Here is a 24394-nt window from a genome sequence, read left to right on the forward strand (position 1 = left end):
GCTCAGGGCAGCAGCGGTTGCCAGTCGGGTTGAGGACGCCGCTGCCAGCGCTGCATCCAATGGCGCACCACCGGATCCCGTTGTTCCAGCCGCTGCAGCAGGGCGCCGGGTTGGCCCCCCCGCACCTGCAGCAGCTGACGGGCCACCAGCGCACCGGTGCGGCGGCTGGCGTGGACAGCCAGGGCGGCCTGGGCCAGGGCCACCGGAGCAGCCGGCGCCAGGCTGGCGCCGCCACTCACCGGCACCAGCAGCAGCAACAGTTGCTTCAGCAGCCCCAACCCCAGCTGCACACCTCCGAGCAGGGCGTTCTGGCCGGAGAGTTGTTGGAGCAACTGCCGCGTGGCCGAGGGCGTGAGCGGCAGGCCGTAGAGCTGGCAGAGCTGCAGCACGAGGCCGGTGTCGAAGGCCAGTCCACCGGCCAGATCGAGGCCCATCAGGGGGTTCACCGCCACGGCGGTGGCCTTGGTGGCGGCATAGCGGCCGATCAGACCCTGGGCGGTGCGGCGGTGTTGCCGCAACCGCAAGTGCTGGCGTTCCTGCTGGAAGCGATCGGCCTGGCGCAGGCTCTGCAACGCCAGCAGCAGCTCCCCTTCCCGCTGAAACTGCTCGACCAGTTGATCTTTAAGGGGGCTGACCCGGGCGGGGGCAGCGCTGCTGCGCACCCTGCCGTCGGCATCGAGCCGCGGCTGGCGGGGGGCGGCCGCCACGGCGGTGAGGGGGAGATCGCTGGGCAGGCGGGAGCGGATGCTGTCCAGCAGCTCCGGCAGCTGCTCTTCAGGCCAGCGATCACTGCGGTTGAGCACCAACCGCACCGGTTTGCCGCTGGCTTGGAGGGTCTCCAGGGCATCGCGGTCGCAACGGGTCAGGTCGCTGTCGATCACCAGCAGCACCAGATCAACCCCCATGGCCACCCGGGTCGCCAGGCGAGTGCGGCCGGCGGCGTCAATTTCATCGATGCCGGGGGTGTCGATCAACTCCACCCTTTGGAGCCCATCCAGCTTCAACGGCCAGGTCACGGCCTGCTGGCGGCGGGTGCTGCCGTGGGCCACATCGGTCTCCAGCAGCCGCTGCCCCACCAGGGCATTGATCAGGCTCGACTTGCCAACCCCCACCCGACCGAAAACGGCCAGCCGCAGCACTTTGTGCTCCAGCCGTTGCAGCTGACGGTCCAGCAGGGTCAACTCCCCACGCAGCAAGCCTTGTTCGCGCCGGGTTAGCCGCAGGTCTTGCCGCCAGCGCTGCAGCAGCTGCCGGCAGCGTTCGGTGGTGGCAGGGGTCATGGTCACCATGGCCGTCATGCTGCCGGCTTGCGCCACCAGCCCGCCAGCACGGCCAGCACGGCTTCCGCGCCGATCACCCCCACAAAGCCACCGAATTCATCCACCACCACCCGCACGCCGCTGCTGTCGCGGCGGAAGCCCGTGAGCAGCCGATCGGCATGGATCATTTCCGGCACGTATTCCACCGGCTCACAGAGATCCACGGGGGTCAGCAGGCCGCGGTTCTCCAGCAATGCCGTCAGCAACCGTTCGCGGTTGGCCACCCCCAGCACCTTGTCCACCTGGTCTCCCAAGACCACCCACCAGGGGGCGTTGTTACCGAGCAGCAGAGCTCGCTGGGCCTCGAGGCTGAGGCTGCCATCCAGGGTTGGGGCCGACACCCGCGGTGTCATCAGGTCCCGGGCGGTGAGGTCGTTGAGTTGGAACACCTTGCCGATCATCGCGGCCTCGTCGGCTTCGATTTCCCCCTTCTGGGACCCCAGCCGGGCCAGTAGGCGGATCTCCTCTTCGTTGGTGGTGATTTCGGATTCAGCGGTGATCGCCGGCAGCAGCCGTTCCAGCAGCAGCACCAGCGGACTGAGCAGCAGACCGAGCCAGTGCAGCAGCGGTGCGGCGGCCAGGGAGACGGGCAGGGCCAGGCGGCTGCCGAGGGCCTTGGGCAGGATCTCCCCCAGCAGCATCACCAGCACGGTGAGCCCGATGGAAAACAGCGGCAGGGCGGCGCCACCGATGCCCCGCTGCTCGAACACCCAGGCGGCGTAACCCCCCAGCATCAGGCTGCCGAAGATGTTGAACCCGTTGTTGGCGATCACCAGCACTGACAGGGTGCGGCCCAGCCGTTGGCGCAGCTTCGCCAGCCGGCGGGAGCCGGCTACTGGGCGGCTGCGGGCCGCCAGTTCATGCACCCGGATCGGGTTCACTGTGAGCAAGGCTGCTTCCACCCCAGAGCACAGGGCCGATCCCAGCAGCACCACCAGCACCAACAGCAGCAGCACCAGCAGGTCGGAACGCATCAGAGTCCGGCGTGACCGCCATCGTATCGACGCTTCCCGGTTGCACCAGCCGAGCTGCCATCCTGATCAGATGAGGCCCAACCTGGCGTGCACGACTTCGACTCCAGCATCCACGCCAGCCGGCGTCAGCGCTTCCTCGACCAGCTCGGTGCGGCTGCGGCGGTGATTCCGGCGGCCCCGCTGGCCACCCATCACGCCGATTGCGAGTGGCCCTTCCGGCAGGACAGCGACTTCTTCTATCTCACCGGTTTCGATGAACCGGATGCAGTGGCCCTGTTGCTGCCCCATCGGCCCGAGGGGGAACGGTTTGTGTTGTTCGTGCAGCCCAAGGACCCGGCGGCGGAGGTGTGGACCGGCTTCCGCTGGGGCACCGAAGGGGCCGTGGAGCGCTACGGCGCAGACATCGCCCTGCCCCTAGATCAGCTCAGTGCCCGATTGCCGGAGTTCCTCGATGGGGCCGAGGCGATCGCCTTCCGCGTCGGCCGCCATCCCGCGGTGGAACCGCTGGTTCTGTCGGCCTGGGGGCGGCAGCTGGACAGTTATGCCCGCTGCGGTGCAGCGGCCCTGGGGCTGGTGGCGCCGACGCCGATCCTGCATCGGCTGCGCCTGCGCAAGGAGCCCCATGAACTCGACCGGATGCGGCTGGCTTGCCGGATTTCTGCGGAGGCCCATGAGCTGGCGCGGGGTATGACCCGTCCAGGGATGAATGAATCGGAGGTGCAGGCAGCGATCGAGGCCCACTTCCGGGCCGCCGGAGCCCGCGGACCGGCCTACGGCTCGATCGTGGCTGGAGGCGACAACGCCTGCGTGCTGCACTACACCGCCAACACCGCTGGGCTGCAGGACGGTGACCTGCTACTGATCGATGCCGGCTGCTCGATCGCCGATTACTACAACGGCGACATCACCCGCACCTTCCCGATCAACGGTCGCTTCAGCGCCGAGCAGCGCGATCTCTACAGCCTGGTGCTGGCGGCGCAGGAGGCGGCCATTGCCGTCGTGGGCCCCGGCGGTACGGCAGAACAGGTCCATGCCACCGCTCTGCGGGTGCTAGTGGAGGGCCTGGTGGATCTGGGTCTCTTGGTCGGGGAACCCGACGGCATCATTGAACAGGGTGATTACCGCCACCTCTACATGCACCGCACTGGCCATTGGTTAGGGCTTGATGTGCACGATGTGGGGGCCTATCGCCTGGGTGAGCAGCCCGCCAGCCTGGAGCCAGGCATGGTGCTGACCGTGGAACCGGGCCTTTACATCAGTGATCGCCTGGCCGTTCCTGAGGGCCAGCCGCAGATCGATGACCGCTGGAAGGGGATCGGCATTCGCATTGAGGACGACGTGGCCGTCACAAACGGCGGCCATGAAGTGCTCACGGCCGCGGCGCAGAAAAGCCTGGCGGCGATGGAACGCTCTTAAGCCACCTGCAGCAAAATCCAGAACAGAAAGATCACCAGTTTCATCAGGCCTTCGATGCCGGTTAGGCAGGGGTGGGGATAGCTGAGGATCAAGGTGAGGGCTAGCAACACCATCTCGAAGGGCTCCAGCCCCAGGATCACATCGGTGTTGGTGATCACCCCAAGCACCAGCACCGCCGGCACGGTGAGGCTCACGGTGGCCACCACCGAGCCATAAAGGGTGTTGATCGAGCGTTGCACCTCCCCCTGTGAGGCTGCCTGCACGGCGTTAAGTGCTTCCGGCGCCAGGATCAACATCGCCACCAGCACGCCGGCCAGTGAACTGGGTAACCCCAGGTCGGTGATGCCGGTTTCAATCAGCTGCCCCATCGACTCGGCGATCAGGCACACCACCAACAGGCCAGCCACCAACAGCGTTGCGGCCTTCCACAGCGGCAGAGCTTGAGCCTCGGCCTCGAGGGCGACTTCGTCTCGGATGATCAGGCTCTTCCGTTCGGTGTAGAGGTTGCTGTAACGCCCCATCTGGGCGCTGATGAAAACGGCGTAGACCCCCAGGGCCACCACCGACAACACCACATTCACCGGGGTGCTGAAGTTCGCCTCCGTGGTGCTGCGGCTGAAGTTGGGAATCACCAGGGCCAGCACGCACATGGTGCTGATCAGATCGAAGTAAGTGAGGGCACCCAGCAGGTTGGGGCCCACCATCTGGCTGGTGTCCACCTTGCCGTCATCGCAGAGGGCCCCGCGGCGCACGGCGGCCAGCAGATTGCAGAGACCGGTCACCCCAGTCAGGGCGATCATCACCACCGAGAACATGGAATCCCGAGCCAGGGTCGGGTTGCGCTCGCCGGTCAGCATCGTGCTGGCGATGAGCGCCAGTTCGATTGTCATCACCGCCGCCGTCAGCACCAGGGTCCCCTAGGGCTGTCCGATCAGCTCGGCTACCCGGTCTGCCTGATCGGCCACGCTGCGGGAGAGCAACAGCACCACGACGCTCAGCAGGATCAGGCCGCTGAGCACGAGCGCGGTGGGTTGCACCAGTAGCCAGCCCATCACGTCGGTGAGTTCGATTGAGGCCAGGACTGCAAGGCCCACCAGGATCGGAAACAGCAGTGGGATCCACCCCCCATGGCGTTGAGCGGCCGAGTCGGTCATGGGGCTAGTTCGTCCAGGAGCATCGGGAGAAGCTCCCGGGTTGCGCCAACGATGCGGTCGGCGCCGGCGTCCTGCAGCTGCCGGTGATACGTCGAAACATCGGTGACATGCGGTGGGGCCACAGCAAGGCTGCGCCAGGGAAGCTCTGGTCGCCGCTTGCGGGCATTCAGCACCGTCTGCACGTCAGCCACCGTGTCGCCGATGTAGGCGATCCAGTGGGGGACCTCGCCGGCGGCCATCTGCTCAGCCAGGCGAATCAAGCCGGTGGGATCTGGTTTGTCGGGCGCATCGCCCATGGCGATCAGGGGGGGATCCTTCAGGTCAAGCCGCTGCTGCAGCACATAGCGGGCTGAGGGGGGTTCGGCCCCGCTCACGAAGCCCCAGCGGATGTCATGCCGGGTGAGCTCGTCGAAGAAGGCTCGAGTCACCAGCAGCGGCTCGTCGCCGATGAAGCCCTGCCATTCAGCGGGATCACCCTCGGGATCACCGCCGAAATAGAAGCCGCTGAACACCTCGATCAGCTCGCTTCTGCTCGGAACATCGTTTTCATGGCGACGCAGTAGTTCCAAGCTGGCGTCCCAGTCGTTGTTCCAGCAGCCCTCGGCTTTGAGGGCATCAATGTCCGCCGCCATCGGCTGCCAGCCGCTGTAGTGCTCCACCGTGACCTGGAGGGCGCGTCGGTAGCTGCCGGCGACATCACGGATCACGCCGTCGATGTCGAACAGCAGAATCGCTGGTGAGCTCAGAAGATTGATTTGGAGCGGCTGGTAGGTTAGTCGTTTGAAATTCTGTCTTGAGCGCTGACACCATGACGGTCACCGAAGGCGCTGCCACCACCGACCAGGAGGTCGCGACTCCGGCCGCCGACGCGGTTGAAGGCGCCACCCAGGCAGCGGCAGCTGAACCCGCCGAATCCACTGAATCCACCGAGAAACCAGCAGGGGAGAACGAAGGCCGTCCTGTGTTGCGCGGTGCTGCAGCCGCTCTGGCTTCCGCCACCATCGACGCCGATGGTGTTCCTTCCGGTTACACCCCCAAGGCCGATGAGGGTCGCTTCCTGCTGAAGATTCTCTGGCTGCCCGACAACGTCGCGTTGGCGGTGGATCAGATCGTGGGTGGCGGCCCTAGCCCGCTCACCTCCTACTTCTTCTGGCCCAGGGAAGATGCCTGGGAAACCCTCAAGACGGAACTGGAGGGCAAGAGCTGGATCACCGACAACGAGCGAGTGGACGTGCTTAACCAGACCACTGAGGTGATCAACTACTGGCAGGAAGAGGGCAAAGGCAAGAGTCTCGATGAAGCCAAGGCCAAATTCCCCGATGTCACCTTCTGCGGTACCGCCTGATTCAAACGTTTTTAGTTTTCGATGATCCCGCCGCAAGGCGGGGCTTTTTTTATGCCATTAAAAAAGCCGAGATGATACCGGCTGATGGATCAATGTTGTTGAGCGGGTGTGCTCAATCTGCAGACTTGCTGGCCTGCATGCGTGCACGGGCCATGTTCAGCTGTTGCTGAGCTTTGACCTTTTCAGGGGAAGCCGGCTGGCCTTCCAGTCCATCCACCACGGTGGTGGCTTTCTGGAAGTCGGCCTCGGCGGTGTTGCCGTCGATGGTGCTGCCCAGTTCAGCCTGATTCACCAGTACGGTGACTTCATCGGCATCCACTTCAGCAAATCCGCCCATCAAGGCGATGGAGTTCCAGCCGCCATTGGCGCGAACGCGCAGCACACCTACATCGATGGCGGTGAGCAAAGAGATGTGGCCAGGCAGGATGCCGAGCTGACCGGTGGTGCTGGGCAGGATCACCTCATCGGCGCTGCCATCAAAGACGTTCTGGTCAGGTGCCAGCACGCGGAGGGTGAGGGACATGAACCTTGGTTCGGAGGGAGAAAGGGACGACAGACAACAAGTAACTGGGGGTGTAAGTCACACCCCCATCAGGATCACTTGGTTTCAGCAGCGATCTTCTCGGCCTTGGCCTTGGCTTCCTCAATGCTGCCCACCAGATAGAAGGCTGCTTCGGGCAGGTGGTCCAGCTCACCGGCGAGGATCTGGTTGAAACCAGCGATGGTTTCTTCCAGCTTCACGTACTTACCAGGCATGCCGGTGAAGATCTCAGCCACGAAGAACGGCTGGGAGAGGAACTTCTCCACCTTGCGGGCGCGGTCCACGGTCTGACGGTCGTCCTCGGACAGTTCGTCCAGACCCAGAATCGCGATGATGTCTTGCAGTTCCTTGTAGCGCTGCAGGGTGGACTGCACGAGGCGGGCGGTGCGGTAGTGCTCATCGCCCACAACGGCTGGCTGGAGCATGGTGCTGGTGGAATCCAGGGGATCCACAGCGGGGTAGATGCCCTTGGAGGCCAGGGCACGGTTCAACACCGTGGTGGCGTCCAGGTGAGCGAAGGTGGTGGCGGGTGCGGGGTCGGTCAGGTCGTCCGCAGGCACGTAGACGGCCTGAATCGAGGTGATCGAACCTTCCACAGTGGAAGCAACACGCTCCTGCAGAGCACCCACGTCGGTGCCGAGGGTGGGCTGGTAGCCCACAGCCGAAGGCATGCGGCCCAGCAGAGCGGACACTTCAGAACCGGCCTGCACAAAGCGGAAGATGTTGTCGACGAACAGCAGCACGTCCTGCTTGTTTACATCACGGAAGTGCTCAGCCATGGTCAGAGCGGAGAGACCCACGCGCATGCGGGCGCCGGGGGGCTCGTTCATCTGGCCGTAGCAGAGGGCCACCTTCGACTTGGACAGGTCGTCGGCATTGATCACGCCGGACTCCTTGAATTCCTCGTAAAGGTCGTTGCCTTCGCGGGTGCGCTCACCAACACCACCGAACACGGAGACGCCGCCGTGCTCTTTAGCGATGTTGTTGATCAGCTCCTGAATCAGAACGGTTTTGCCGACGCCGGCGCCGCCGAACAGGCCGACCTTGCCGCCCTGACGGTAGGGAGCAAGAAGGTCGATCACCTTGATGCCGGTCTCGAACACCTTGGGCTTGGTCTCGAGCTCGGTGAGGTTGGGAGCGTCGCGGTGGATCGGTGCCGTGGCGGACGCATTGACGGGGCCTTGCTCGTCAACGGGCTCACCGAGCACGTTGAAGATTCGGCCGAGGGTGGCTTCACCAACGGGGACGGAGATCGGAGCACCGGTGTCGGCGATTTCCATGCCGCGAACCAGGCCATCGGTGCCGCTCATGGCGACAGCACGGACACGGTGGTCGCCCAGCAGCTGCTGCACCTCGGCCGTCAGAGCGACGTCCTGGCCAGCGGTGTTCTTCGTCTCGACGCGGAGGGCGTTGTAGATCTTGGGCAGTTTCCCGGCGGGAAATTCCACGTCCAGAACCGGGCCGATCACCTGGCGGATCACGCCCTTGGTGCCAGCGGATGCAGGAGCAGAAGCGACCATAAGAAGGAGGGATGCGGGAACAGGCGCAGCGCGCTCGGGCCCATTCAGAGCGGCGCAACCTTACCACTGCTGAGCCGCACTCCCCCGGTTCGGTCAACCGCACAGCCTGGAGCTGGTGAGAGGGGTGGTCGCTTGCATACGTTGGCACTCGTCGGCCCCGAGTGCCAGCTCGAGTCGAACCGGCGCTCCGGCGCCCTGTCCCTGCTCCTGCATTTCTCATGGCAGCTGTTTCTCTCAGCGTCTCCACCGTCAAGCCCCTTGGCGACCGCGTGTTCATCAAGGTCTCCGAATCCGAGGAGAAAACCGCCGGTGGCATCCTTCTGCCCGATACCGCCAAGGAAAAGCCCCAGGTGGGTGAAGTGGTCCAGGTGGGCCCCGGTAAGCGCAACGACGACGGCAGCCGTCAGGCTCCTGAAGTCGGCGTTGGCGACAAGGTTCTGTACAGCAAGTACGCCGGCACCGACATCAAGCTGGGCGGTGACGAGTTCGTCCTGCTCACCGAAAAGGACATCCTGGCCATCGTCAACTGAGACGGGACCCAGACCTCAGCGTTTTTGAACACCTCTCTTACTTAGGACACGCCTTCCATGGCTAAGCGCATCATTTACAACGAGAACGCCCGCCGCGCTCTCGAAAAAGGCATCGACATCCTGGCCGAGTCCGTGGCCGTGACCCTGGGACCAAAGGGCCGCAACGTGGTGCTCGAGAAAAAGTTCGGTGCTCCTCAGATCATTAATGACGGTGTCACCATCGCCAAGGAGATCGAGCTCGAGGATCACATCGAGAACACCGGTGTTGCTCTGATCCGTCAGGCCGCCTCCAAGACCAACGACGCTGCCGGTGACGGCACAACCACCGCCACCGTCCTGGCCCACGCCATGGTCAAGGCCGGTCTGCGCAACGTGGCCGCCGGTGCCAACGCCATCACCCTGAAGAAAGGCATCGACAAGGCCTCCGACTTCCTGGTCAGCAAGATCAAGGAGCAGGCCAAGCCCATCGCCGACAGCAACGCCATCGCCCAGGTGGGCACCATCTCCGCCGGCAACGACGAAGAAGTCGGCAAGATGATTGCCGATGCCATGGACAAGGTTGGCAAGGAAGGCGTGATTTCCCTGGAAGAGGGCAAGTCCATGGAGACCGAACTAGAGGTCACCGAGGGCATGCGCTTCGACAAGGGCTACATCTCCCCGTATTTCGCCACCGACACCGAGCGGATGGAAGCGGTGCTCGACGAGCCCTACATCCTGCTGACCGACAAGAAGATCGGTCTGGTGCAGGACCTGGTGCCCGTGCTCGAGCAGATCGCCCGCACCGGCAAGCCTCTGATGATCATCGCTGAGGACATCGAGAAGGAAGCCCTGGCCACCCTGGTGGTGAACCGCCTGCGCGGTGTGCTGAACGTGGCCGCCGTCAAGGCTCCTGGCTTCGGTGACCGCCGCAAGGCCATGCTCGAAGACATGGCTGTGCTGACCAACGGTCAGCTGATCACCGAGGACGCTGGTCTCAAGCTGGAGAACGCCAAGCTGGAGATGTTGGGCACCGCCCGTCGCGTCACCATCAACAAGGACACCACCACCATCGTTGCCGAAGGCAATGAGGCGGCTGTCGGCGCTCGCTGCGAGCAGATCAAGAAGCAGATGGACGAGACCGACTCCACCTATGACAAGGAGAAGCTGCAGGAGCGTCTGGCCAAGCTGGCCGGTGGCGTTGCTGTGGTGAAAGTGGGTGCGGCCACCGAAACCGAGATGAAGGACAAGAAGCTTCGTCTCGAGGACGCCATCAACGCCACCAAGGCTGCGGTGGAAGAGGGCATCGTCCCTGGCGGCGGCACCACCCTGGCCCACCTGGCTCCTTCCCTTGAGGAGTGGGCCAACGGCAACCTGTCCGGTGAAGAGCTGATCGGCGCCAACATCGTGGCTGCTGCCCTGACGGCACCGCTGATGCGCATCGCTGAAAACGCTGGTGCCAACGGCGCTGTTGTGGCTGAGAACGTCAAGTCCCGCGCCATCAGCGAGGGCTACAACGCTGCCACCGGCGATTACGTCGACATGCTGGCTGCCGGCATCGTCGATCCCGCCAAGGTGACTCGCTCCGGTCTGCAGAATGCCGCCTCCATCGCTGGCATGGTGCTGACCACCGAGTGCATCGTGGCTGATCTGCCCGAGAAGAAGGACGCAGCTCCTGCCGGCGGCGGCATGGGCGGTGGCGACTTCGACTACTGATCCTGGTTGATCAACCTGGAGAGCATTGACCCCCGCTAAGGCGGGGGTTTTTTTATTGGTGATGCTGTATTGACCCAATCGTGATCAATCGACTAGGTTGAATTAGTTTTAAGTTTGATTTTGGATTGGTCAATCCGGCGTTTAAAGTTAATTCAGCAAATTATCAACGCCAAGCGTTACTTGGAAATTGGTGTTCAGGCGGGTACAACATTTCGTTCACTGAAACTGGATCATATGGATGGAGTTGATCCTCGTTTTTTATTTGATGTCAACCAGGTTGTTGGTGAAGGTCGACATTTGCATGAGATGACGAGTGACCAGTTTTTTTTGAAAAATTTAGGCGTTGAAAAGTATGACCTTGTCTTCATTGATGGTCTTCATACCTATGATCAAACTTATCGGGACTTTTGTAACGTTTCTCTGAGGCTTCACTCCCGGTCCGTTGTTGTGGTTGACGACGTTCTCCCGTGTGATCAGCATTCGGCTTTGCGTACTCAAGATGAATGTATTGCCTCACGAACAGCCGACGCGAACTTCGATGGAAAAAATCTTCGCGCTTGGCATGGAGATGTTTTTCGCCTATTGGTTTTTCTGAATCTTTTTCATACATCACTGTGCTACGCAACGGTTCCAGGGGACGAGGGTGTGCAAACTGTTATTTGGTCCAGGGCTCTTGAGGTTGAAGCGCGTATGCGTCAACAACAAGAGCCTTGGACGCATCCACCCTTTTCTGTGTTTGATAGGCCACAGCTTTTGCTAAAAAAAATGTGGAATTTGAAGTCTGTTGACTACGGTTGGATCATGAAACACAAGAAGCTTTATAACTTTTGCTCTGAATCAATATTGCTTGACTACTTTAATGTGCTCTTCGCTGATGCTCAGTCACGGAATTAATCTTTGCCTTTCCACGGTAATTGCCGCTCAACCAAATGAGTACTGGGTCAATTTTTATGGCTATTAAGGGAATCAATGTCTGCATTTATGGATTGAACCGTTCCCTTGGTGTAACAGTTCATTCGATTAAGGAAAAGATTCTGCAGCCTGTCGCGTCGATTGCTGATGAAGTTCATTTTTATGCAGCGTTTAATGTGACTGTTTCTGGAGAGTTCTCCAGTCAGAGAAGCGGGGAGAGGTCTTCGAGCATTGGTAATGATCAGAAGGATTTGTTGCCTAACTTCGGGATCCAGCTTGTTGATCAAGATGATTTCGATGCTGGATTTGATTTGGATGGGGTTTTGGCCTATGGAGACCATTATCAAGATAATGGAGGCAGCATACTTAATATGATGCGGGCACTTAATGCTTTGCAGAAGTGTTATAATGCAATTCCTCTATATGCCCGCGATTCGTTTCCAACTATCTTTTTGCGGCCTGATTTGGATATTATTGATGATATTGATCTTGATTTCCTGCTTTCTCTTGCCACAGGCTCTTCTGTTATTGTGCCTGGATGGCAATTTTTTGGTGGTGTAAATGATCGCTTTGCGATTGCGGCCCCGGGAAAGCCTTCAACTATTTATGCCAACCGCCTCGGTAAGGTTTTTCAATATTTGTCGCTCACTGGCAGATCTTTTCATTCTGAAAATTATCTTTTTGACGTTTTGAGCTTGCAAAATCTTCGGATTTTGCCTGTTGTTCAAACACGTTTCGTGAGAGTCCGGGCAGGACAATCATTCCATCCAGAGACAATTCAGCAGGAGCACCTTCAGCCAACTGCTTCGGCTTTGTCTTGGAGTTTTTTGACAAATCAATTGATGACGATGCACCGGCGCTTGCGAGAAGCGGGAGAGCGGATTGGTGCTTTGAAAGAAGATCAGGCAGGTCTTGAACAGAAAGTCGAAAGCTTAGAAGGATCGTTGCAGGAGTTCAAGCGAAAAGTGAAGAGGCTTAGGATTAAGCTTAGAAATCTCAAAAGTTGTTGATCTGATCTTCCTTAAGCGTATTTTGTGCCTGCAAATATTTTTTTGTGATCATTTCTTAGATGCGGCTGGTCTCTCAGTAAATCCGCTAAAAAATTTGTTGACTCTTTGAGAAAATTTCTTGCTATATGCATCTCCTCTGTTAGCCTGTTTTCTTGGATGAAGTTTTCGAATCCAATCTTGTATTGATCAATTCTTGTTTTGCTTGGGTGCCAGTGAATTGGCTTTTGAGGGTAAAAAGGATAAGGGCTCATGCCCCACCTGTTGACCTTGAGAGGTCTTTGGTCATTGTTGTGGCCCCTGCCTCTGCAAAGAGATGCAAGATATTCTTCCTCTGATTTGTAGATGCAATGTAGAACAAACCAGGGTTCTGTGCTCTCGGCAGAGAGAGCGTTCAGCTGATGCTTCGTAAGCTTGCTTCGCCTGGATTGCGTGTTGATGTTGTCATCAAGTCGAATGATGGTGCCCCCTAAGAGATTGATCACTCTTTCCTCTTTTTTATAGATAAAGTTGTGGTGGCTGCATGAGTGAACTTTCCTGCTTAATTTAGATATGGTTTTCACATGATCCATGCGGTAGATCGTATTTTCTGATTGCAGGGGATGTGAAAAACTTTTTTTAGATGAGTAATCATCGGAGTACCACAGAAAAGATAGGCAGTCCGGTGAACTTTGCCTTTCTAGTAAGCTTTGTAGGCTTTCGTTCATGCTCTTGCATATAAGGTACTCGTCCAGATCCAGTGCCATTAAATGGGTGGAGTTGCTGGAATGATGCAGTGAGTTGTTGTAAGCAGAGATTTGGAACGATCTGTTCTCTTTGATCGAGTCAAGCCGAAGTTTATCAGCCAAGTGAAATGTTATGTTTGAATAGTTTTTTTGAATTTTCTCGCAGATGGCGACACTGTTATCTGTCGTATCATTGATATAAATCTCGATTTCATCAAAGCCTATCAAAAAATGATGATAGATCCACTGAGGTAGGTAGGCGGCCTCATTCTTGGCAATGGCAATTAGCTTTGTATTGGTTTTCATGGATTTATCAAATGTGTTCCGGCTTGTTCGAAAACATTATTTGAGCTCGGAAATTGGTTTATTCGGTATCTTGTTGACCCTCCTTTAAGGCTCTTAACCCAGCCACCCAGCGCTGAGGATCACAGCCAAGCTCAGAAAGATGGCCAGGCAGGTCCAGGTGACGCGGTTCAGGGTCGCTTCGGCGCTGCTGGCACTGCTGAACATCGAGCTTCCGCTGGCAGCCAGGCCGCCCATGCCATCACCCTTGGGGCTATGGAGCAGCACCAGAACGATCAGTAGGAGACCGCTGCCGATCCAGGTCCAGGACAGGATGGACGTGAGCATCAGACGGGAAGGGGTAAGCGGGCGGATAAAGGCGACGGATCGACATTCGATACCGGCTCGATCAGGCTACGGCCCGTCATCGCCGCCGGTTGCTCAAGGTTGAGGATCTGCAGCAGGGTCGGTGCAATGTCAGCCAAACCACCGTCCTCTCGCAGGCTGATGTCGTTGCCATGGCCCGGCAGCTTGCGTTGTTCACCCTCCACCAGGATGCAGGGCACAGGATTGGTGGTGTGGGCCGTCCAGGCCTGACCATCGGGGCCTTGCATCAGTTCGGCGTTGCCGTGGTCCGCGGTGATCAGCATGGTGCCGCCTCGGCGACCGACGGCGTCCAGCAACCGTCCGATGCAGCGATCGACGGTGGCAATGGCTTCGGTGGCCGCGTCCATCACGCCGGTGTGCCCCACCATGTCGGGGTTGGCGTAGTTGATCACGATCAGGCTGTACGTGCCCTGGTCAATCGCATCGATGCAGCTGTCCGTGAGCTGGTCCGCCGACATGGCGGGTGAGAGGTCGTAAGTGGCCACCCGCGGTGAGGGCACCAGGTGACGCTCCTCCCCAGGCAACGGTTGCTCGATGCCACCGTTCATGAAGTAGGTGACGTGGGGGTACTTCTCGGTTTCCGCCGTGCGGTACTGACGCAATCCGGCTTCGGCCACCACCTGACCCAGCAGGTCGTCCAGCGGTTCCGGTGGGAACGCCACCGACACCGGCAGGTCCTGTTCCACCTGGGTGAAGGTGACCACATCCAGCTTGGGAGTGGTCCGGCGCTCAAAGCCGTCGAAATCGTCCAGGCAAAGGGTCTGCACGATCTGGCGAGCCCGATCGGGACGGAAGTTGAACACCAGCACACTGTCGCCGTCCTGCATCACGTCATCGCTGAGGCGCACGGGCTTCAGGAATTCATCGGTGATGCCAGCGGCATAGCTCTCGGCCAACAGTTGCTGCGGGCTCTGGTCGCTGATGGAGCGTGTGGGGTCGGTGTAGAGGTCGTAGGCCTTTTCTGTGCGATCCCAGCGCTTGTCGCGATCCATCGCCCAGTAACGGCCGCAGAGGCTGGCCAGATGACCGACGCCAGCTTCCTCCATTGCCCTTTGCACCAGGGTGATGGAACCCATCGCGCTCTGGGTGGGCGTGTCCCGGCCATCGGTGATGGCATGAACAGCCACTTTTTTGATGCCGGCCGCCGCTGCCCAGTGGATCAGTCCGCAGAGATGGTTGACGTGGCTGTGAACGCCGCCATCGGAGCAGAGTCCCAGAAGGTGGAGGGTGCCAGTGTCGTTCTGTAGATGCTCCGCCAGCTCCACTAGCGCGGGGGTGTTATTCAACTGGTCGTCACGCACCGTGTCGCTGATCCGCACCAATTCCTGGCGGATGATCCGACCGGCACCGATGGTGAGGTGGCCCACCTCGGAGTTGCCCATCTGATGATCCGGCAGCCCCACATGGGAACCACTGGCCTGAATCAGGGCATGGGGATAGGCATGCCACAACGCTTCCATCACCGGCGTGTCGCCCTGGCGGATGGCGTTGTGTTCGCTGTCGTTGCGGTGTCCCCAGCCATCCAGAATGGTGAGAACGACTGGGGCTACACCCACGTCACGTCCTGAACCCTTGCCACTGCTCTGGTCCACGTACCCCCCGCGCTCGTCGGTTCTTAAGGACTTTTGCAGATTCAACCTAACGCTCCATGGGGCGCCAGGCTCGTCTTTCCAGAGATCACCACACCGTCACCGCTTCATGACAGAACCGCCGGACACCGATCGGGTTGAGATTCTTTCGGAACGGGAACTGGGCCGGACCCTGGCCCGCCTGGCCACCCAGGTGCTGGAAACCGTGGATGACAGCCGCACCCTGATGCTTCTGGGCATCCCCACCCGCGGGGTTCAGTTGTCCAAGGTGCTGGCCCGAGAGCTGGAGCGGCTCAGCGGCCATGCCATTGCCCAAGGCGCCATCGATCCCACCTTTCACCGGGATGATCTGGAGCGGATCGGCACACGCTTACCCCAGATCACCACCCTGCCTAACAGCGTTGAAGGCCGCCAGGTGGTGCTGGTGGACGATGTGATCTTCACCGGACGAACGGTGCGGGCCGCCCTTGAAGCGTTACAGAGCTGGGGACGCGCTCAGCGGGTGATGCTGCTGGCAATGGTGGATCGCGGCCATCGGGAGCTGCCGATTCAGCCGGATTTCTGTGGCCGCGTGGTGCCAACCCGCCGCAGTGAAACGATCGAACTGCGCTTGCGGGATGTGGACGGGGAGGAAGGGGTCTTCTTGAGGCGGATCACCCGGCCGTCGTGAGTTCGTCGGCGCGGAAATGCGCCTTGTAGCGACCGAAGGCCACGATCACCGGCAGGGTGGGACTGATCACACGACCCTTCCAGTCGTTCAGAACGGACACCACCTCTCCGCTCTGACCCTTCATGTCAAACGCTTCACCCCGATGCTGGGGATGGTTGAAGACCACAACGGAGGCCTCCACCGTCACTTTGTCTCCCGCCTGCATGAACCCTGACTCCGTCGTGAAGGCATTTTGTCACGCCCCTGTCGGGTCCCGCCGGCGGCAGAAACTCTCCGGACCGTCTTCTTCCACCTGCCCACCCAAGGTGCGACAGCCGACTTCAAAGGCCTGCCATGGCTCCAGCCCCAGGTCGAGCTGCTGTTGAACGGCCCGGTTCAGTTCGGAGCCGCTGATCACATCCGAGCGGGCGTCCCCGTGCTGGTGGTGCTCCTGGCTGTCCCCGATGCGGGCGATCGCCTGTTCAACCATGCGGCGCTGGGGCTGCGTCTGAGCCTGCCACCAGGGGTGGTCGAGGCGGTTGTGGCTGTCGAGGGCTTCCCACCAGCGTTCTTGCTGGACCAGTTGATCCAGCCGCTCGGCCTCGAGGCGGTTGCGGTTCCAGGTTTCCCGAAGGCTGTCACTGAAGCGGTTGCTGCTGGAGCTGGGTGCGCGGTCCAGCGGTTGCAGCAGCGTGATGGCTGTCTCGAGTTCACCGGCTCGAAAGCGCTGCATCGCCAGCTCCCGCAGCTCCCGTCGCCAAACCTGCAGCTGCTCCAGATCCTTGGCGTCAGCTCGGCGGGATTGCACCAACTGTCGCTGCAGCACCAGAGCAGAAGCCTGATCACCGTTGTTCCAGAACTGGGCAGCCCGCTGGCGCCGGCAATGGGCCTGCTCCTGCGGTGCGCCCTCCCCTAGCCAGCGCAGGGCGGCCATTTGCTCGGTGACCTCGAGGCATTGGCTCCAGTCCTCGCTGTTGATCGCATGCCGCAATTGGCGCGGCAGCTGCCTCTCCCACCAGAGGGCAACGGCGGCAACTCCCAGCACCAGCGTGAGCGTCCCCACGACCCACAGCTGCAGCAGCATCGGGCGGCGTGGCGCCACTAAACAAACCGTTTCTTGTCGTTGTTGTATGGAGTTCGCTGGCGAGAGGGAGGCTGTGGTGGACGGCCTGGTCAGCGGACTTGGCCGAGCCTTCGATCTGGCAAGCGGCGACCGGTGCGACAGTCGGTGACTTCGGCCTGCAGCCAGGCATCAGCGTCTACCTGCAGGCTCAGGCGTAGGCAGTCCTCACCTGCCCGCCCCGGTGGATCCAGGGGCAGGGGCGCGGCGGCATCAGGCCAGGGTTTATGGCGGAGGTCACCCTCCTCCTCCCGTTGAAGGGTGGGCACACCATCTACGTCAATCACGCTGAAGCGACGCTCTGCTGCTGGTTCCCCCAACAGCAGCTCCAGCTCGGTCTGGCCATCGCAGCTAGCGGCCAGGACCAGCTCAAACGGCTGCGGACTTGGCCATGGCTGTCCAGCCACGAAAAGGGGATGCCAGCAATGCTGCTGACTGCGCTGGTCCCAGGTGCGCAGCGACACGCCGTGTTGCAGCACATCCCGGATCGCCACGCCCGGTGTGAGGCTGAGGGCCCCAAGTGCCACCGCCTCCACCGGGGGTGGGGTGAACAGCGGCGCCGGGGCGGTGTGCTCCTCCAACCAGCGGCGCAGCCAGGGCAGTTGGGCGCCGCCGCCCACCACCACCACGGCATCCAGTTCGCTGAGGTCGCAGCCGTGCCGTCGCCCCCCCGTGAGGGTGGCCTCCAGCAGCTGTCGCAGGGCGTCTGCCAGCCCACGTTCCTCCAGCAAGGCTTCCAGCTGGCGACGCGACATTCGCAACGGTTGGTTGCCCCCGCCTGTCGGTGTTTCTTCGAGAACGGTCTGCTCCGCCAGATCCGGATCACTGAGTCGGCATTTGAGCCGTTCCGCTGCGTTCAGCAAGGCGGGGGTCAGCGGCGCCTCCGGGCAGCAGGCGTCCGCGATCCAGCGATCGATGTCGCGCCCCCCCAGCCGCAGGCCCGCCTTGCCCAGCACGTCGGCATTGCGCAAGCGTTGGCGGCTGCTTTCCCCCAGTTGACGGCCCCCCAGCCGCAGCAGCTGGGCGATCGGAGCCGCTTTGCCTTCACCCCCCTGCAGCGCCACCAGTGCCAGGTCGAGGGTGCTGCCGCCGAGATCGACCACGAGCAGTCGCGCGCCAGGGGGCAGGCCGGCACCGAGGGCCGCGGCGGTGGGTTCGTCCACCAGGGCGATCTCCTCCACCGGCAGCTCAGCACAGGCCTCCAACAGCCAGCTGCGGTAGCTGCGGTAGGTCTCCACAGGCGCCGTCAGCACCAACCGTTCCACCCGCAGCTGCTGAGGCAGCAGACTCCAGATTCCTGCGAGCAGCAGGGCACCGGCCCTGGCGGCCTGATCGCCCTTGACCTTGCTGCCTTTGTCTTGGCTGTCAATCTCTTGGCTGCCGATGTGGCGCTTGAAGTCCCTGGCCAGGTGGGGGTCGTCCTGGTCGGCAAGCCCCGCTTCGATCACCTGCATCCCAAGCAGAGGAGATTCGTCGCTGAGCCAGAGCAGGCTGGGCACTTCCCCCAGGCGCTGGCTGATCGGGGGCAGATCCAGCAGGCGGGGGTTGCGTTCCCCGGCTACCGCGAAGGCCACCACGGTGGTGGTGCTGCCCAGGTCGATGGCCAGGGTGCCTGCAACGGCTGAATTCTGAAGCTTTTCTTCTCCCACGCAGGTCCGGACCGTGACGGGGGCACGGTGAATGAAGATTGAGATTAGTGGGACCCGCCTGGATGGATCGCCTTCAGCAGCTGATTTTTTCCTTCTATCGGGAGGATCCCCTGATGGAGGAGCTGCTGGAACCCCTGCGGGATTGCCGCATGCGTCGCAGCTGGGGCAGCATCCGGATCGAATGCGTGGATGCTGCCCATCTTGAGCAGATGAGTGGCCTGCTGGTGCACCTGAGACTTCCCCTGGCGGCCCTGGGGCTGGGACGTCAGATCGTGCTGCGGGTGCCCGGATCGTTGCAGCGCAGCTATCCGATGCATGTGCCCTTCCACAGCGATCAGTTCGTTTGAGGTCGCCAACTAAGCTTAAGTCTTATGTGAGAACAGCTCGTGATTTCTGCAGGTGTGGATTCCAGTGACCTCGCTAAGCGCGGTGAAAGCCTGATTCGGCAATCCAGTAACCGCTATCTCACCACCGTGCGCATTGCCTTTCGGGCCAAGCAACGCCGCTTTGATGACTTCGACGGTCTGCTGGAGGAATCCAGCGTGAAGCCCGTGCAGCGCGCCATTGTCGAGCTGAGCGACGAGCAGGATCAGCCCGACCTGCTGCCCGGCTGATTGCGGCGAAGACGTGATTCAACAGGAGGGTCCCGGTTGGCGTTTGGCCCGGGACCCATCCCGTGGCGTTCATCCCGTCCTGATCGGAGGAGAGGGGTGGGCGTTTGAGCTGACCCAGCCTGAGTGGGACGCCCTGTCCGATCTTGTGCTGACCCTGGAACGCCAGCATCGAGCGCTGGTGGATCAACTGATGGCCGAGGAGGCGATTGAGCTGGAGCTGGATCGCGGGCTCTGGTGGGGGTGTCTGCAGGGCGACCGCGGCAGCTGGAGCCTGTCCGTTGTGTTGACGCCGGACGCGGGACGGGGTGTTGAGGGCCACTGGCCCGCTCCGGCCAGTGCGGCGATCGTCGCGGCGATGAGAACGCTGTGGGACACCAGGATTGATCAGCGTGACTGATCAATGGACGCTGATTGATTCCTTCCACCAGGCACCCCCTGCTTGTGCACAGCTTTTCCACAGGGAGTTGTTGTCGATGCGTCTGAGGGCATGCGGCTGTGGAAAAGACGGTTTTCTCGGTCGGCTTGGTTGACGGGTAGGTCCAGGGGGCGTTTTGGCTCCTGGCTGCCTCCATCCATTGCCAGGACTGCAGTCAGAGCCTTGATCTCAATCGGAGATCGATGCGAACAACAGGATTCACCCCGCCCTTGACGCGGCCCTTGCCGTGTGGAGAAGTGGTGAGCAATCGAGAGCGGTGAGATGTCTCAACAGCCGGAATCCATGGCCGTCGGTGATGACAGCGTCGTCAGTTTTCAAGCCGAGATGCCTCTGCCGCTCCAGCAGGCCATGACCCGCTTCATCGAGGGACATCCCAACTGGGATCAGTACCGGCTGGTGCAGGCGGCGCTAGCGGGATTCCTGGTGCAGAACGGGATTGAGTCCAGGGAGATCACCCGCGTTTACGTGGGCAACATGTTCCGGCGGGAAACGCTCCTGCATGGCGTTTGAGTTCGGCAGCAGGCCATCAGGATCAGGGCGCTGAATGGAAGGCTGAACAGCAGGACCAGGGAGGCACCGATTAGTCCGAGCAGATTGATGCCGATGAGCAATCCCAACAACGCCAGTACCTTCAAGCTGTTGTGGCGCACCAGTTGCCGGCTGTGATCCATCGCCTGCAGTGCTCTGTGGCGGTGATGCACCAGCAGAGGTAAGGCCAGCACCTGGCTGAACAGCCAGCACAGCATCAGCAGCCCGCCGCACCAACCAACCCCAGCTGAGGGGAGGCTTGGATGCCGACTCTGCTGGCAAAAGCTGGTCCGCCAGGCGCAACAGAGCAAGCAGGGGCAGCAGGGGTAGCACCAGGCTCGCGGCCACCATTAGATCCCCGAGCCAGCCAAAGCCGAGCTGGCGCAGATCCTCCCCAAGCAACGCCGGACCGATGGCGCTGAGCAGTAGCGCTGTCGCCAGGCCCACACAGCGCCAGGGCGCTTTCCCAAAGCCGATCCAGGCCCGGGGGAGCAGGGTGACCAGAGGCAGCTCAGTGGAGGGGGCCAAGGCGTTCCAGCAGGTCGGCGGCCGTGGCATCCGGTACCGGCAGGATCGAGAGACGGTTGCCCCGTTTGATCACCGGCAGTTGCTCCTCGCTGTACTGCTCCCGCAGTTGATCAAGGCTCAGCAGCTGCTGGAATTCCCCCAGAAACCGCAGCCTGGCGCAGTCCCAGCGGGGCTTGTCGCGGTTGGATTTCGGGTCGTAGTACTTGGCATCTGGATCGAACTGGGTGGGATCCACCAGGCCGATCTCCTCCACTTCCATCAGACCGATGATGCCGGGGGGCTTGCAGTTCGAGTGATAGAAGAAAGCCTGGTCGCCGATGGCCATCGAACGCATGAAGTTGCGGGCCTGGTAGTTGCGGATGCCATCCCAGAGCGTGCTGCCTTCACGGCGGAGGTCATCGATTCCATAGGCCTCGGGCTCGCTTTTCATCAGCCAGAACGCCACCTGTAACTCCCTTCACGGTTGATGTCATCATCCGCGTTTCAGCCGGGATCGGGGGATCAATCGAGTCGATTTGTCTCAGTTCAGCCCGCTTTGAACCTGATGAATCAGCTGTTTGAAGTGATCGCCGCGGGCTTCGAAGTCGCGGTATTGATCAAAGCTGGCGCAGGCCGGAGAGAGCAGCAGGCTGGTTGCCCCCAGCGCCTCAGCAGACCGCACCGCTTCTTCAACGGCAGACGTTAGGTCTGTGCGGCGGGTCAGCTCTCCTGTGAAGTTTGCCCCGGTGATGAGCCCATGAAGTTCCTCGGTGCCGGCGCCGAACAGCACCACGGCGCAGGCTTTGCGGTTCAGTTCCTCCAGCCAACCGGTGGCATCACCCTGCTTGGTGGATCCTCCCGCCAGCACCACCACCGGCCCCTGCATCGCCTTCAGTCCCACCGCAGCAGCGTCGTAATTGGTGGCCTTGCTGTCGTTGAACACCTGCGCGTTTCCGATGCGTCCCACTGGTTCGAGGCGATGAGGGACTCCAGGGAAGGAACGCAGCCCCGCCACGATTGATGCAGGGCTGAGGCCGATCTGCCGCGCCGCGGCGGTGACCAGCAGCAGGTTCTGGCGGTTGTGAGCCCCCGGCATGGCCAGCGCTTCAGCGGGGAACAACGGCTGTGATCGATCACAGACCCAACCCTTGCCGTTGATCCACAGGTCGGCGGGGTGACCATCGGGTTGCGCCGACTCGGCGCTGACCCAGGTGCCACCGGTCCAGCTTTGACGCTGCTGTCGCAGGTCTGGATCGTCGGCGTTGAAGATGGCGTGGTCCGAGCGTTCGAGCAGGCCGCGCTTGATCGCTCGATAGGCCTCCACCGTGCCGTGCCGTTCCAGATGGTCCGGGGTGAGGGTGGTCCAAATGCCGATTCGGGGGCGGATGCGCTTGGCGGCTTCGATCTGATAGCTGCTGAGTTCCATCACCAGCCAGTCGGGGGCGGTGGTGTGCTCCTGCTGGAGGTTGAGGGCCATTTCGGCGGCGGACACCCCCATGTTTCCGCCCATGGGAGCGGCCAGTCCGGCTTGGCAGAGCACGTGGCTCAGCAGGTGGGTGACGGTGGTTTTGCCGTTGGTTCCGGTGATGCCCACCCAGGGGATGTGCTTCAAGGCATCCCAGGCCACCGCCATCTCTCCATCCACGGCAACACCGCGTTGGCGTAAGTCGTCGAGCGTGGGGTGATCCCAGGGCACGCCCGGGCTGATCACCACCCGCTGCAGTTGGTCCAGCCAGGGACGGAAGCTGTCGATCGCAAGCGGTGCCTGAAGTTGAACCTCGACACCCTGCTGGCGTAGCCCCTCTGCCTTCTTCTCCAACTGCTCACCTTGGCCGGAGTCGATCACGGAAACGGGATGGCCCGTGGCTTGCAGGAGGCGGGCAGCACCTTGACCCGATCGCCCAAGTCCGACGACGACGGTTTGGGCCATCAATTAAAAGCGAGCCAGATGCGCAGAAGCCTACGGGGATCAGTAGAAGTGCTAGTAATTATTTTGAAAAAATGCCTCTAAGTGACTTTTTCCAGCAGAAATTAGACGCTGCTCTGATATGGAATGGGCGATACTGGATTTGAACCAGTGACTCCTACAATGTCAATGTAGTGCTCTACCCCTGAGCTAATCGCCCGAAACGAAGACAACCAACGTGCACTGTCGGTTGATTTCGGGATTTGAGATTAGCAGCAGGCCTGCCTGTACCTCAGCGGCGCATCAGTTCAATCCGCCAGCGCTCGCGCTTGGTCAGGGTGCAGGACAAGAGCTCGAGGCTGCCGCGATCCTGCAGCTGCAGGCGATCACCCACCTTCAGTTCGCGACTCCCTTGGAGGACCGGTTCCCAGTTCAACCGCAGGCGTCCGGCCTTGATCTGACTAACCACCTTGGATCGGGACAGCCCGAATCCGGCTGAGGCGATGGCGTCGATTCGACAGGAGGCCTCCACGGTGGTGAGCCGTTTGGGATTGCGTTGGGCCGGCAACTGCAGCTGCGTGATCTCGAGAACGTCGCAGTGAATTTCCACATCCCGCAGCTGGCCGCGGCGCCCCTGCAGCAGTTCGGCCGCATTCGGGCTGATCAGTCCCTGACCACCGCGATCGCCGCGCACCCAGAGGTCGCCGAGATCCTCCGGCTGGGCTCCCATGTTGTGCAGGGCCGACCGCAGATCCTCAGGCGTGAGGGGGTCAAACAGAAAGTTGCCTTCGATCAGCAGTCCCTGAATCGGGGGGGTGCTCTCCACAGGCTGATCGCGGCGATGGCAAAGCAAGCGGCAACGTTCGGCTCCTTGGTGACCACCGTCGCGATGCCAGGCCAGTTCGCTGAGGTCACTCAACCGCTTCAGCGCTTCCTCCTGGAGGGGGGCGTCAAGAAAGTCGCTCCAGCTCGGTTGCCAGGTGCGCAGCACCTGCTCGGCCAGATCCAACAAGGCGGCCAGGCCCTCGGGATGACGGGCCTTGGTCAACAGGTCTTCCCGCGGCAGCCTCACAGATCGTTCAGGCGCACCACCTGCTGCGGGCGGCTGCGTTGCACCACCTGCCAGGGCGCTTCGATGCCGTTGGGGGTCTCCACCAGCACCAGCCATGAGCCTTCATCGCGTCGGTTGCGCAGGATGCGCACGCCGGCTTCGTTGTCGGAATCCACGCTGGCCGCCGCGGCATAACTGCCCATCAGACCGGAACCCATTCCCATCAATCCACCGATCAGCGTCTCCCCCCAAGGCCCGAAGGCAGCAAAAGTGGTGAGGTTGGTGATCTTGGTGAAGGTCACGCCGGCCAGAAACCCGAAGGGCATCAGCCAGCGGGCCATGGCCTTCTGGCGCCGTTGGCGGGTGAGGTTGGGACTGAGCAGGGCCACGCTGTCGATGGCGTTCCCTTCCGGTGGAATCGCCTGGCACATCAGCAGGGGTACGTCCGTGTCCCGCAGCTGCTGGGTCAGTCCTTCGGCTGCCGCTTGATCAGACAGAACCACGACGCAGACGGGCATTCGCACACAGCTTGTGGCTTGAA

Annotated in this window: 29 protein-coding genes and 1 tRNA gene; 11 read left to right on the forward strand and 19 right to left on the reverse strand. The window is 61.3% G+C overall.

Translation table 11 applies throughout. The annotated features are described in order from the left end of the window. Positions 1–2 precede the first annotated feature (2 nt). Together TX72_RS02440 and TX72_RS02445 are read right to left on the reverse strand one after the other, a co-directional pair. Positions 3–1298, reverse strand: coding sequence for a DUF697 domain-containing protein (locus TX72_RS02440; RefSeq protein ID WP_011127375.1), 1296 nt, complete (start codon positions 1296–1298; stop codon positions 3–5). Then, entirely contained in the window at positions 1295–2293 is a 999-nt protein-coding gene (locus tag TX72_RS02445; protein ID WP_011127376.1) for a CNNM domain-containing protein, read from the reverse strand. Before TX72_RS02445 ends, TX72_RS02440 begins: the two co-directional genes overlap by 4 nt. An 87-nt stretch (positions 2294–2380) precedes the next feature. Between TX72_RS02445 and TX72_RS02450 the strand changes: the two genes are divergently transcribed. Then, entirely contained in the window at positions 2381–3709 is a 1329-nt protein-coding gene (locus TX72_RS02450) for an aminopeptidase P N-terminal domain-containing protein (RefSeq protein ID WP_011127377.1), read from the forward strand. On the opposite strand, the gene TX72_RS02455 is transcribed toward TX72_RS02450, so the two are convergent. From TX72_RS02455 to TX72_RS02460, 3 genes are read right to left on the reverse strand one after another with little or no spacing between them, the layout of a single operon-like run. Further along, on the reverse strand, positions 3706–4599 hold the full coding sequence (locus TX72_RS02455; RefSeq protein ID WP_404824904.1) for a calcium:cation antiporter: 894 nt from the start codon (positions 4597–4599) through the stop codon (positions 3706–3708). The two genes, TX72_RS02450 and TX72_RS02455, sit on opposite strands and share 4 nt — an antisense overlap. A gap of 27 nt (positions 4600–4626) precedes the next feature. Then, complete coding sequence (locus TX72_RS14635; RefSeq protein WP_011127379.1) at positions 4627–4863, reverse strand: hypothetical protein; 237 nt, start codon at positions 4861–4863, stop codon at positions 4627–4629. After that, positions 4860–5570, reverse strand: a complete 711-nt coding sequence (locus TX72_RS02460; protein WP_042502993.1) for a TIGR01548 family HAD-type hydrolase — start codon at positions 5568–5570, stop codon at positions 4860–4862. Before TX72_RS02460 ends, TX72_RS14635 begins: the two co-directional genes overlap by 4 nt. Before the next feature lie 101 nt (positions 5571–5671). Here TX72_RS02460 and TX72_RS02465 point away from each other — a divergent pair, with 101 nt between their 5' ends. Continuing rightward, positions 5672–6208: a 30S ribosomal protein PSRP-3 gene (locus TX72_RS02465; protein ID WP_011127381.1), complete on the forward strand. Its 537-nt coding sequence runs from the start codon at positions 5672–5674 to the stop codon at positions 6206–6208. 112 nt (positions 6209–6320) lie between these two features. Here TX72_RS02465 and atpC read toward each other — a convergent pair whose 3' ends face one another. Further along, positions 6321–6731, reverse strand: coding sequence for an ATP synthase F1 subunit epsilon (gene atpC, locus TX72_RS02470; protein WP_011127382.1), 411 nt, complete (start codon positions 6729–6731; stop codon positions 6321–6323). 74 nt (positions 6732–6805) lie between these two features. Continuing rightward, positions 6806–8269 (reverse strand): F0F1 ATP synthase subunit beta, encoded by a 1464-nt coding sequence (gene atpD, locus TX72_RS02475; RefSeq protein ID WP_011127383.1) that lies wholly within the window; start codon positions 8267–8269, stop codon positions 6806–6808. A gap of 218 nt (positions 8270–8487) precedes the next feature. On the opposite strand from atpD, the gene groES reads away from it, so the two are divergent. The 4 genes from groES to TX72_RS02495 all read left to right on the forward strand — a co-directional run bounded on the left by groES (position 8488) and on the right by TX72_RS02495 (position 12413). Next, on the forward strand, positions 8488–8799 hold the full coding sequence (groES, locus tag TX72_RS02480; protein WP_011127384.1) for a co-chaperone GroES: 312 nt from the start codon (positions 8488–8490) through the stop codon (positions 8797–8799). Between the two features lie 57 nt (positions 8800–8856). Then, the gene (groL, locus tag TX72_RS02485; protein ID WP_011127385.1) at positions 8857–10491 is read left to right on the forward strand and encodes a chaperonin GroEL; all 1635 of its coding nucleotides are present in this window, start codon (positions 8857–8859) and stop codon (positions 10489–10491) included. 120 nt (positions 10492–10611) lie between these two features. After that, the gene (locus tag TX72_RS12805; protein ID WP_148228752.1) at positions 10612–11385 is read left to right on the forward strand and encodes a class I SAM-dependent methyltransferase; all 774 of its coding nucleotides are present in this window, start codon (positions 10612–10614) and stop codon (positions 11383–11385) included. 20 nt (positions 11386–11405) lie between these two features. After that, positions 11406–12413 carry a hypothetical protein gene (locus TX72_RS02495; protein WP_011127387.1) on the forward strand — a complete coding sequence of 336 codons (1008 nt, stop codon included), beginning with the start codon at positions 11406–11408 and terminating at the stop codon, positions 12411–12413. 11 nt (positions 12414–12424) lie between these two features. Here the strand turns inward: TX72_RS02495 and TX72_RS02500 are convergent, their stop codons facing one another. From TX72_RS02500 to gpmI, 3 genes are all read right to left on the reverse strand, one after another. After that, the gene (locus TX72_RS02500; protein ID WP_011127388.1) at positions 12425–13441 is read right to left on the reverse strand and encodes a glycosyltransferase family 2 protein; all 1017 of its coding nucleotides are present in this window, start codon (positions 13439–13441) and stop codon (positions 12425–12427) included. A 93-nt stretch (positions 13442–13534) separates the two neighbouring features. Then, entirely contained in the window at positions 13535–13765 is a 231-nt protein-coding gene (secG, locus tag TX72_RS02505) for a preprotein translocase subunit SecG (RefSeq protein ID WP_011127389.1), read from the reverse strand. Next, on the reverse strand, positions 13765–15396 hold the full coding sequence (gpmI, locus tag TX72_RS02510) for a 2,3-bisphosphoglycerate-independent phosphoglycerate mutase (protein ID WP_011127390.1): 1632 nt from the start codon (positions 15394–15396) through the stop codon (positions 13765–13767). Before gpmI ends, secG begins: the two co-directional genes overlap by 1 nt. 106 nt (positions 15397–15502) lie before the next feature. Here gpmI and pyrR point away from each other — a divergent pair, with 106 nt between their 5' ends. Beyond that, on the forward strand, positions 15503–16063 hold the full coding sequence (gene pyrR, locus TX72_RS02515; RefSeq protein WP_042503000.1) for a bifunctional pyr operon transcriptional regulator/uracil phosphoribosyltransferase PyrR: 561 nt from the start codon (positions 15503–15505) through the stop codon (positions 16061–16063). On the opposite strand, the gene TX72_RS02520 is transcribed toward pyrR, so the two are convergent. The 3 genes from TX72_RS02520 to TX72_RS02530 form a co-directional block, all read right to left on the reverse strand. Further along, positions 16047–16268: a ferredoxin-thioredoxin reductase variable chain gene (locus TX72_RS02520; protein WP_011127392.1), complete on the reverse strand. Its 222-nt coding sequence runs from the start codon at positions 16266–16268 to the stop codon at positions 16047–16049. The two genes, pyrR and TX72_RS02520, sit on opposite strands and share 17 nt — an antisense overlap. Positions 16269–16298: 30 nt before the next feature. Next, the gene (locus tag TX72_RS02525) at positions 16299–17144 is read right to left on the reverse strand and encodes a hypothetical protein (protein WP_011127393.1); all 846 of its coding nucleotides are present in this window, start codon (positions 17142–17144) and stop codon (positions 16299–16301) included. Between the two features lie 71 nt (positions 17145–17215). Continuing rightward, positions 17216–18811 carry an Hsp70 family protein gene (locus TX72_RS02530; RefSeq protein WP_011127394.1) on the reverse strand — a complete coding sequence of 532 codons (1596 nt, stop codon included), beginning with the start codon at positions 18809–18811 and terminating at the stop codon, positions 17216–17218. A gap of 62 nt (positions 18812–18873) precedes the next feature. On the opposite strand from TX72_RS02530, the gene TX72_RS02535 reads away from it, so the two are divergent. From TX72_RS02535 to TX72_RS02550, 4 genes are all read left to right on the forward strand, one after another. Beyond that, positions 18874–19158, forward strand: a complete 285-nt coding sequence (locus TX72_RS02535; protein WP_011127395.1) for a hypothetical protein — start codon at positions 18874–18876, stop codon at positions 19156–19158. A gap of 39 nt (positions 19159–19197) precedes the next feature. After that, entirely contained in the window at positions 19198–19425 is a 228-nt protein-coding gene (locus TX72_RS02540) for a DNA-directed RNA polymerase subunit omega (protein WP_009790464.1), read from the forward strand. A 13-nt stretch (positions 19426–19438) separates the two neighbouring features. Beyond that, positions 19439–19822 carry a DUF1818 family protein gene (locus tag TX72_RS02545; protein ID WP_011127396.1) on the forward strand — a complete coding sequence of 128 codons (384 nt, stop codon included), beginning with the start codon at positions 19439–19441 and terminating at the stop codon, positions 19820–19822. A gap of 300 nt (positions 19823–20122) precedes the next feature. Continuing rightward, positions 20123–20371, forward strand: coding sequence for a DUF2811 domain-containing protein (locus tag TX72_RS02550; protein WP_011127397.1), 249 nt, complete (start codon positions 20123–20125; stop codon positions 20369–20371). On the opposite strand, the gene TX72_RS14640 is transcribed toward TX72_RS02550, so the two are convergent. From TX72_RS14640 to TX72_RS02580, 6 genes are all read right to left on the reverse strand, one after another. Then, entirely contained in the window at positions 20323–20607 is a 285-nt protein-coding gene (locus TX72_RS14640) for a hypothetical protein (protein ID WP_011127398.1), read from the reverse strand. The two genes, TX72_RS02550 and TX72_RS14640, sit on opposite strands and share 49 nt — an antisense overlap. 293 nt (positions 20608–20900) lie before the next feature. Then, positions 20901–21347, reverse strand: coding sequence for an EVE domain-containing protein (locus TX72_RS02560; protein ID WP_011127399.1), 447 nt, complete (start codon positions 21345–21347; stop codon positions 20901–20903). Between the two features lie 90 nt (positions 21348–21437). Next, entirely contained in the window at positions 21438–22826 is a 1389-nt protein-coding gene (gene murD / locus TX72_RS02565) for a UDP-N-acetylmuramoyl-L-alanine--D-glutamate ligase (RefSeq protein WP_011127400.1), read from the reverse strand. A gap of 124 nt (positions 22827–22950) precedes the next feature. Beyond that, a tRNA-Val gene (locus TX72_RS02570) sits at positions 22951–23022 on the reverse strand. 72 nt (positions 23023–23094) lie between these two features. After that, a complete protein-coding gene (locus tag TX72_RS02575) occupies positions 23095–23874 on the reverse strand; it encodes a photosystem II electron transport protein, Sll1252 family (protein ID WP_042503008.1) in 780 nt (259 codons plus the stop codon). Next, positions 23871–24371, reverse strand: a complete 501-nt coding sequence (locus tag TX72_RS02580; protein ID WP_011127402.1) for a hypothetical protein — start codon at positions 24369–24371, stop codon at positions 23871–23873. Before TX72_RS02580 ends, TX72_RS02575 begins: the two co-directional genes overlap by 4 nt. Positions 24372–24394: the final 23 nt, after the last annotated feature.

The organism is Parasynechococcus marenigrum WH 8102, from assembly GCF_000195975.1.
Classification (GTDB): Bacteria; Cyanobacteriota; Cyanobacteriia; order PCC-6307; family Cyanobiaceae; genus Parasynechococcus; species Parasynechococcus marisnigri.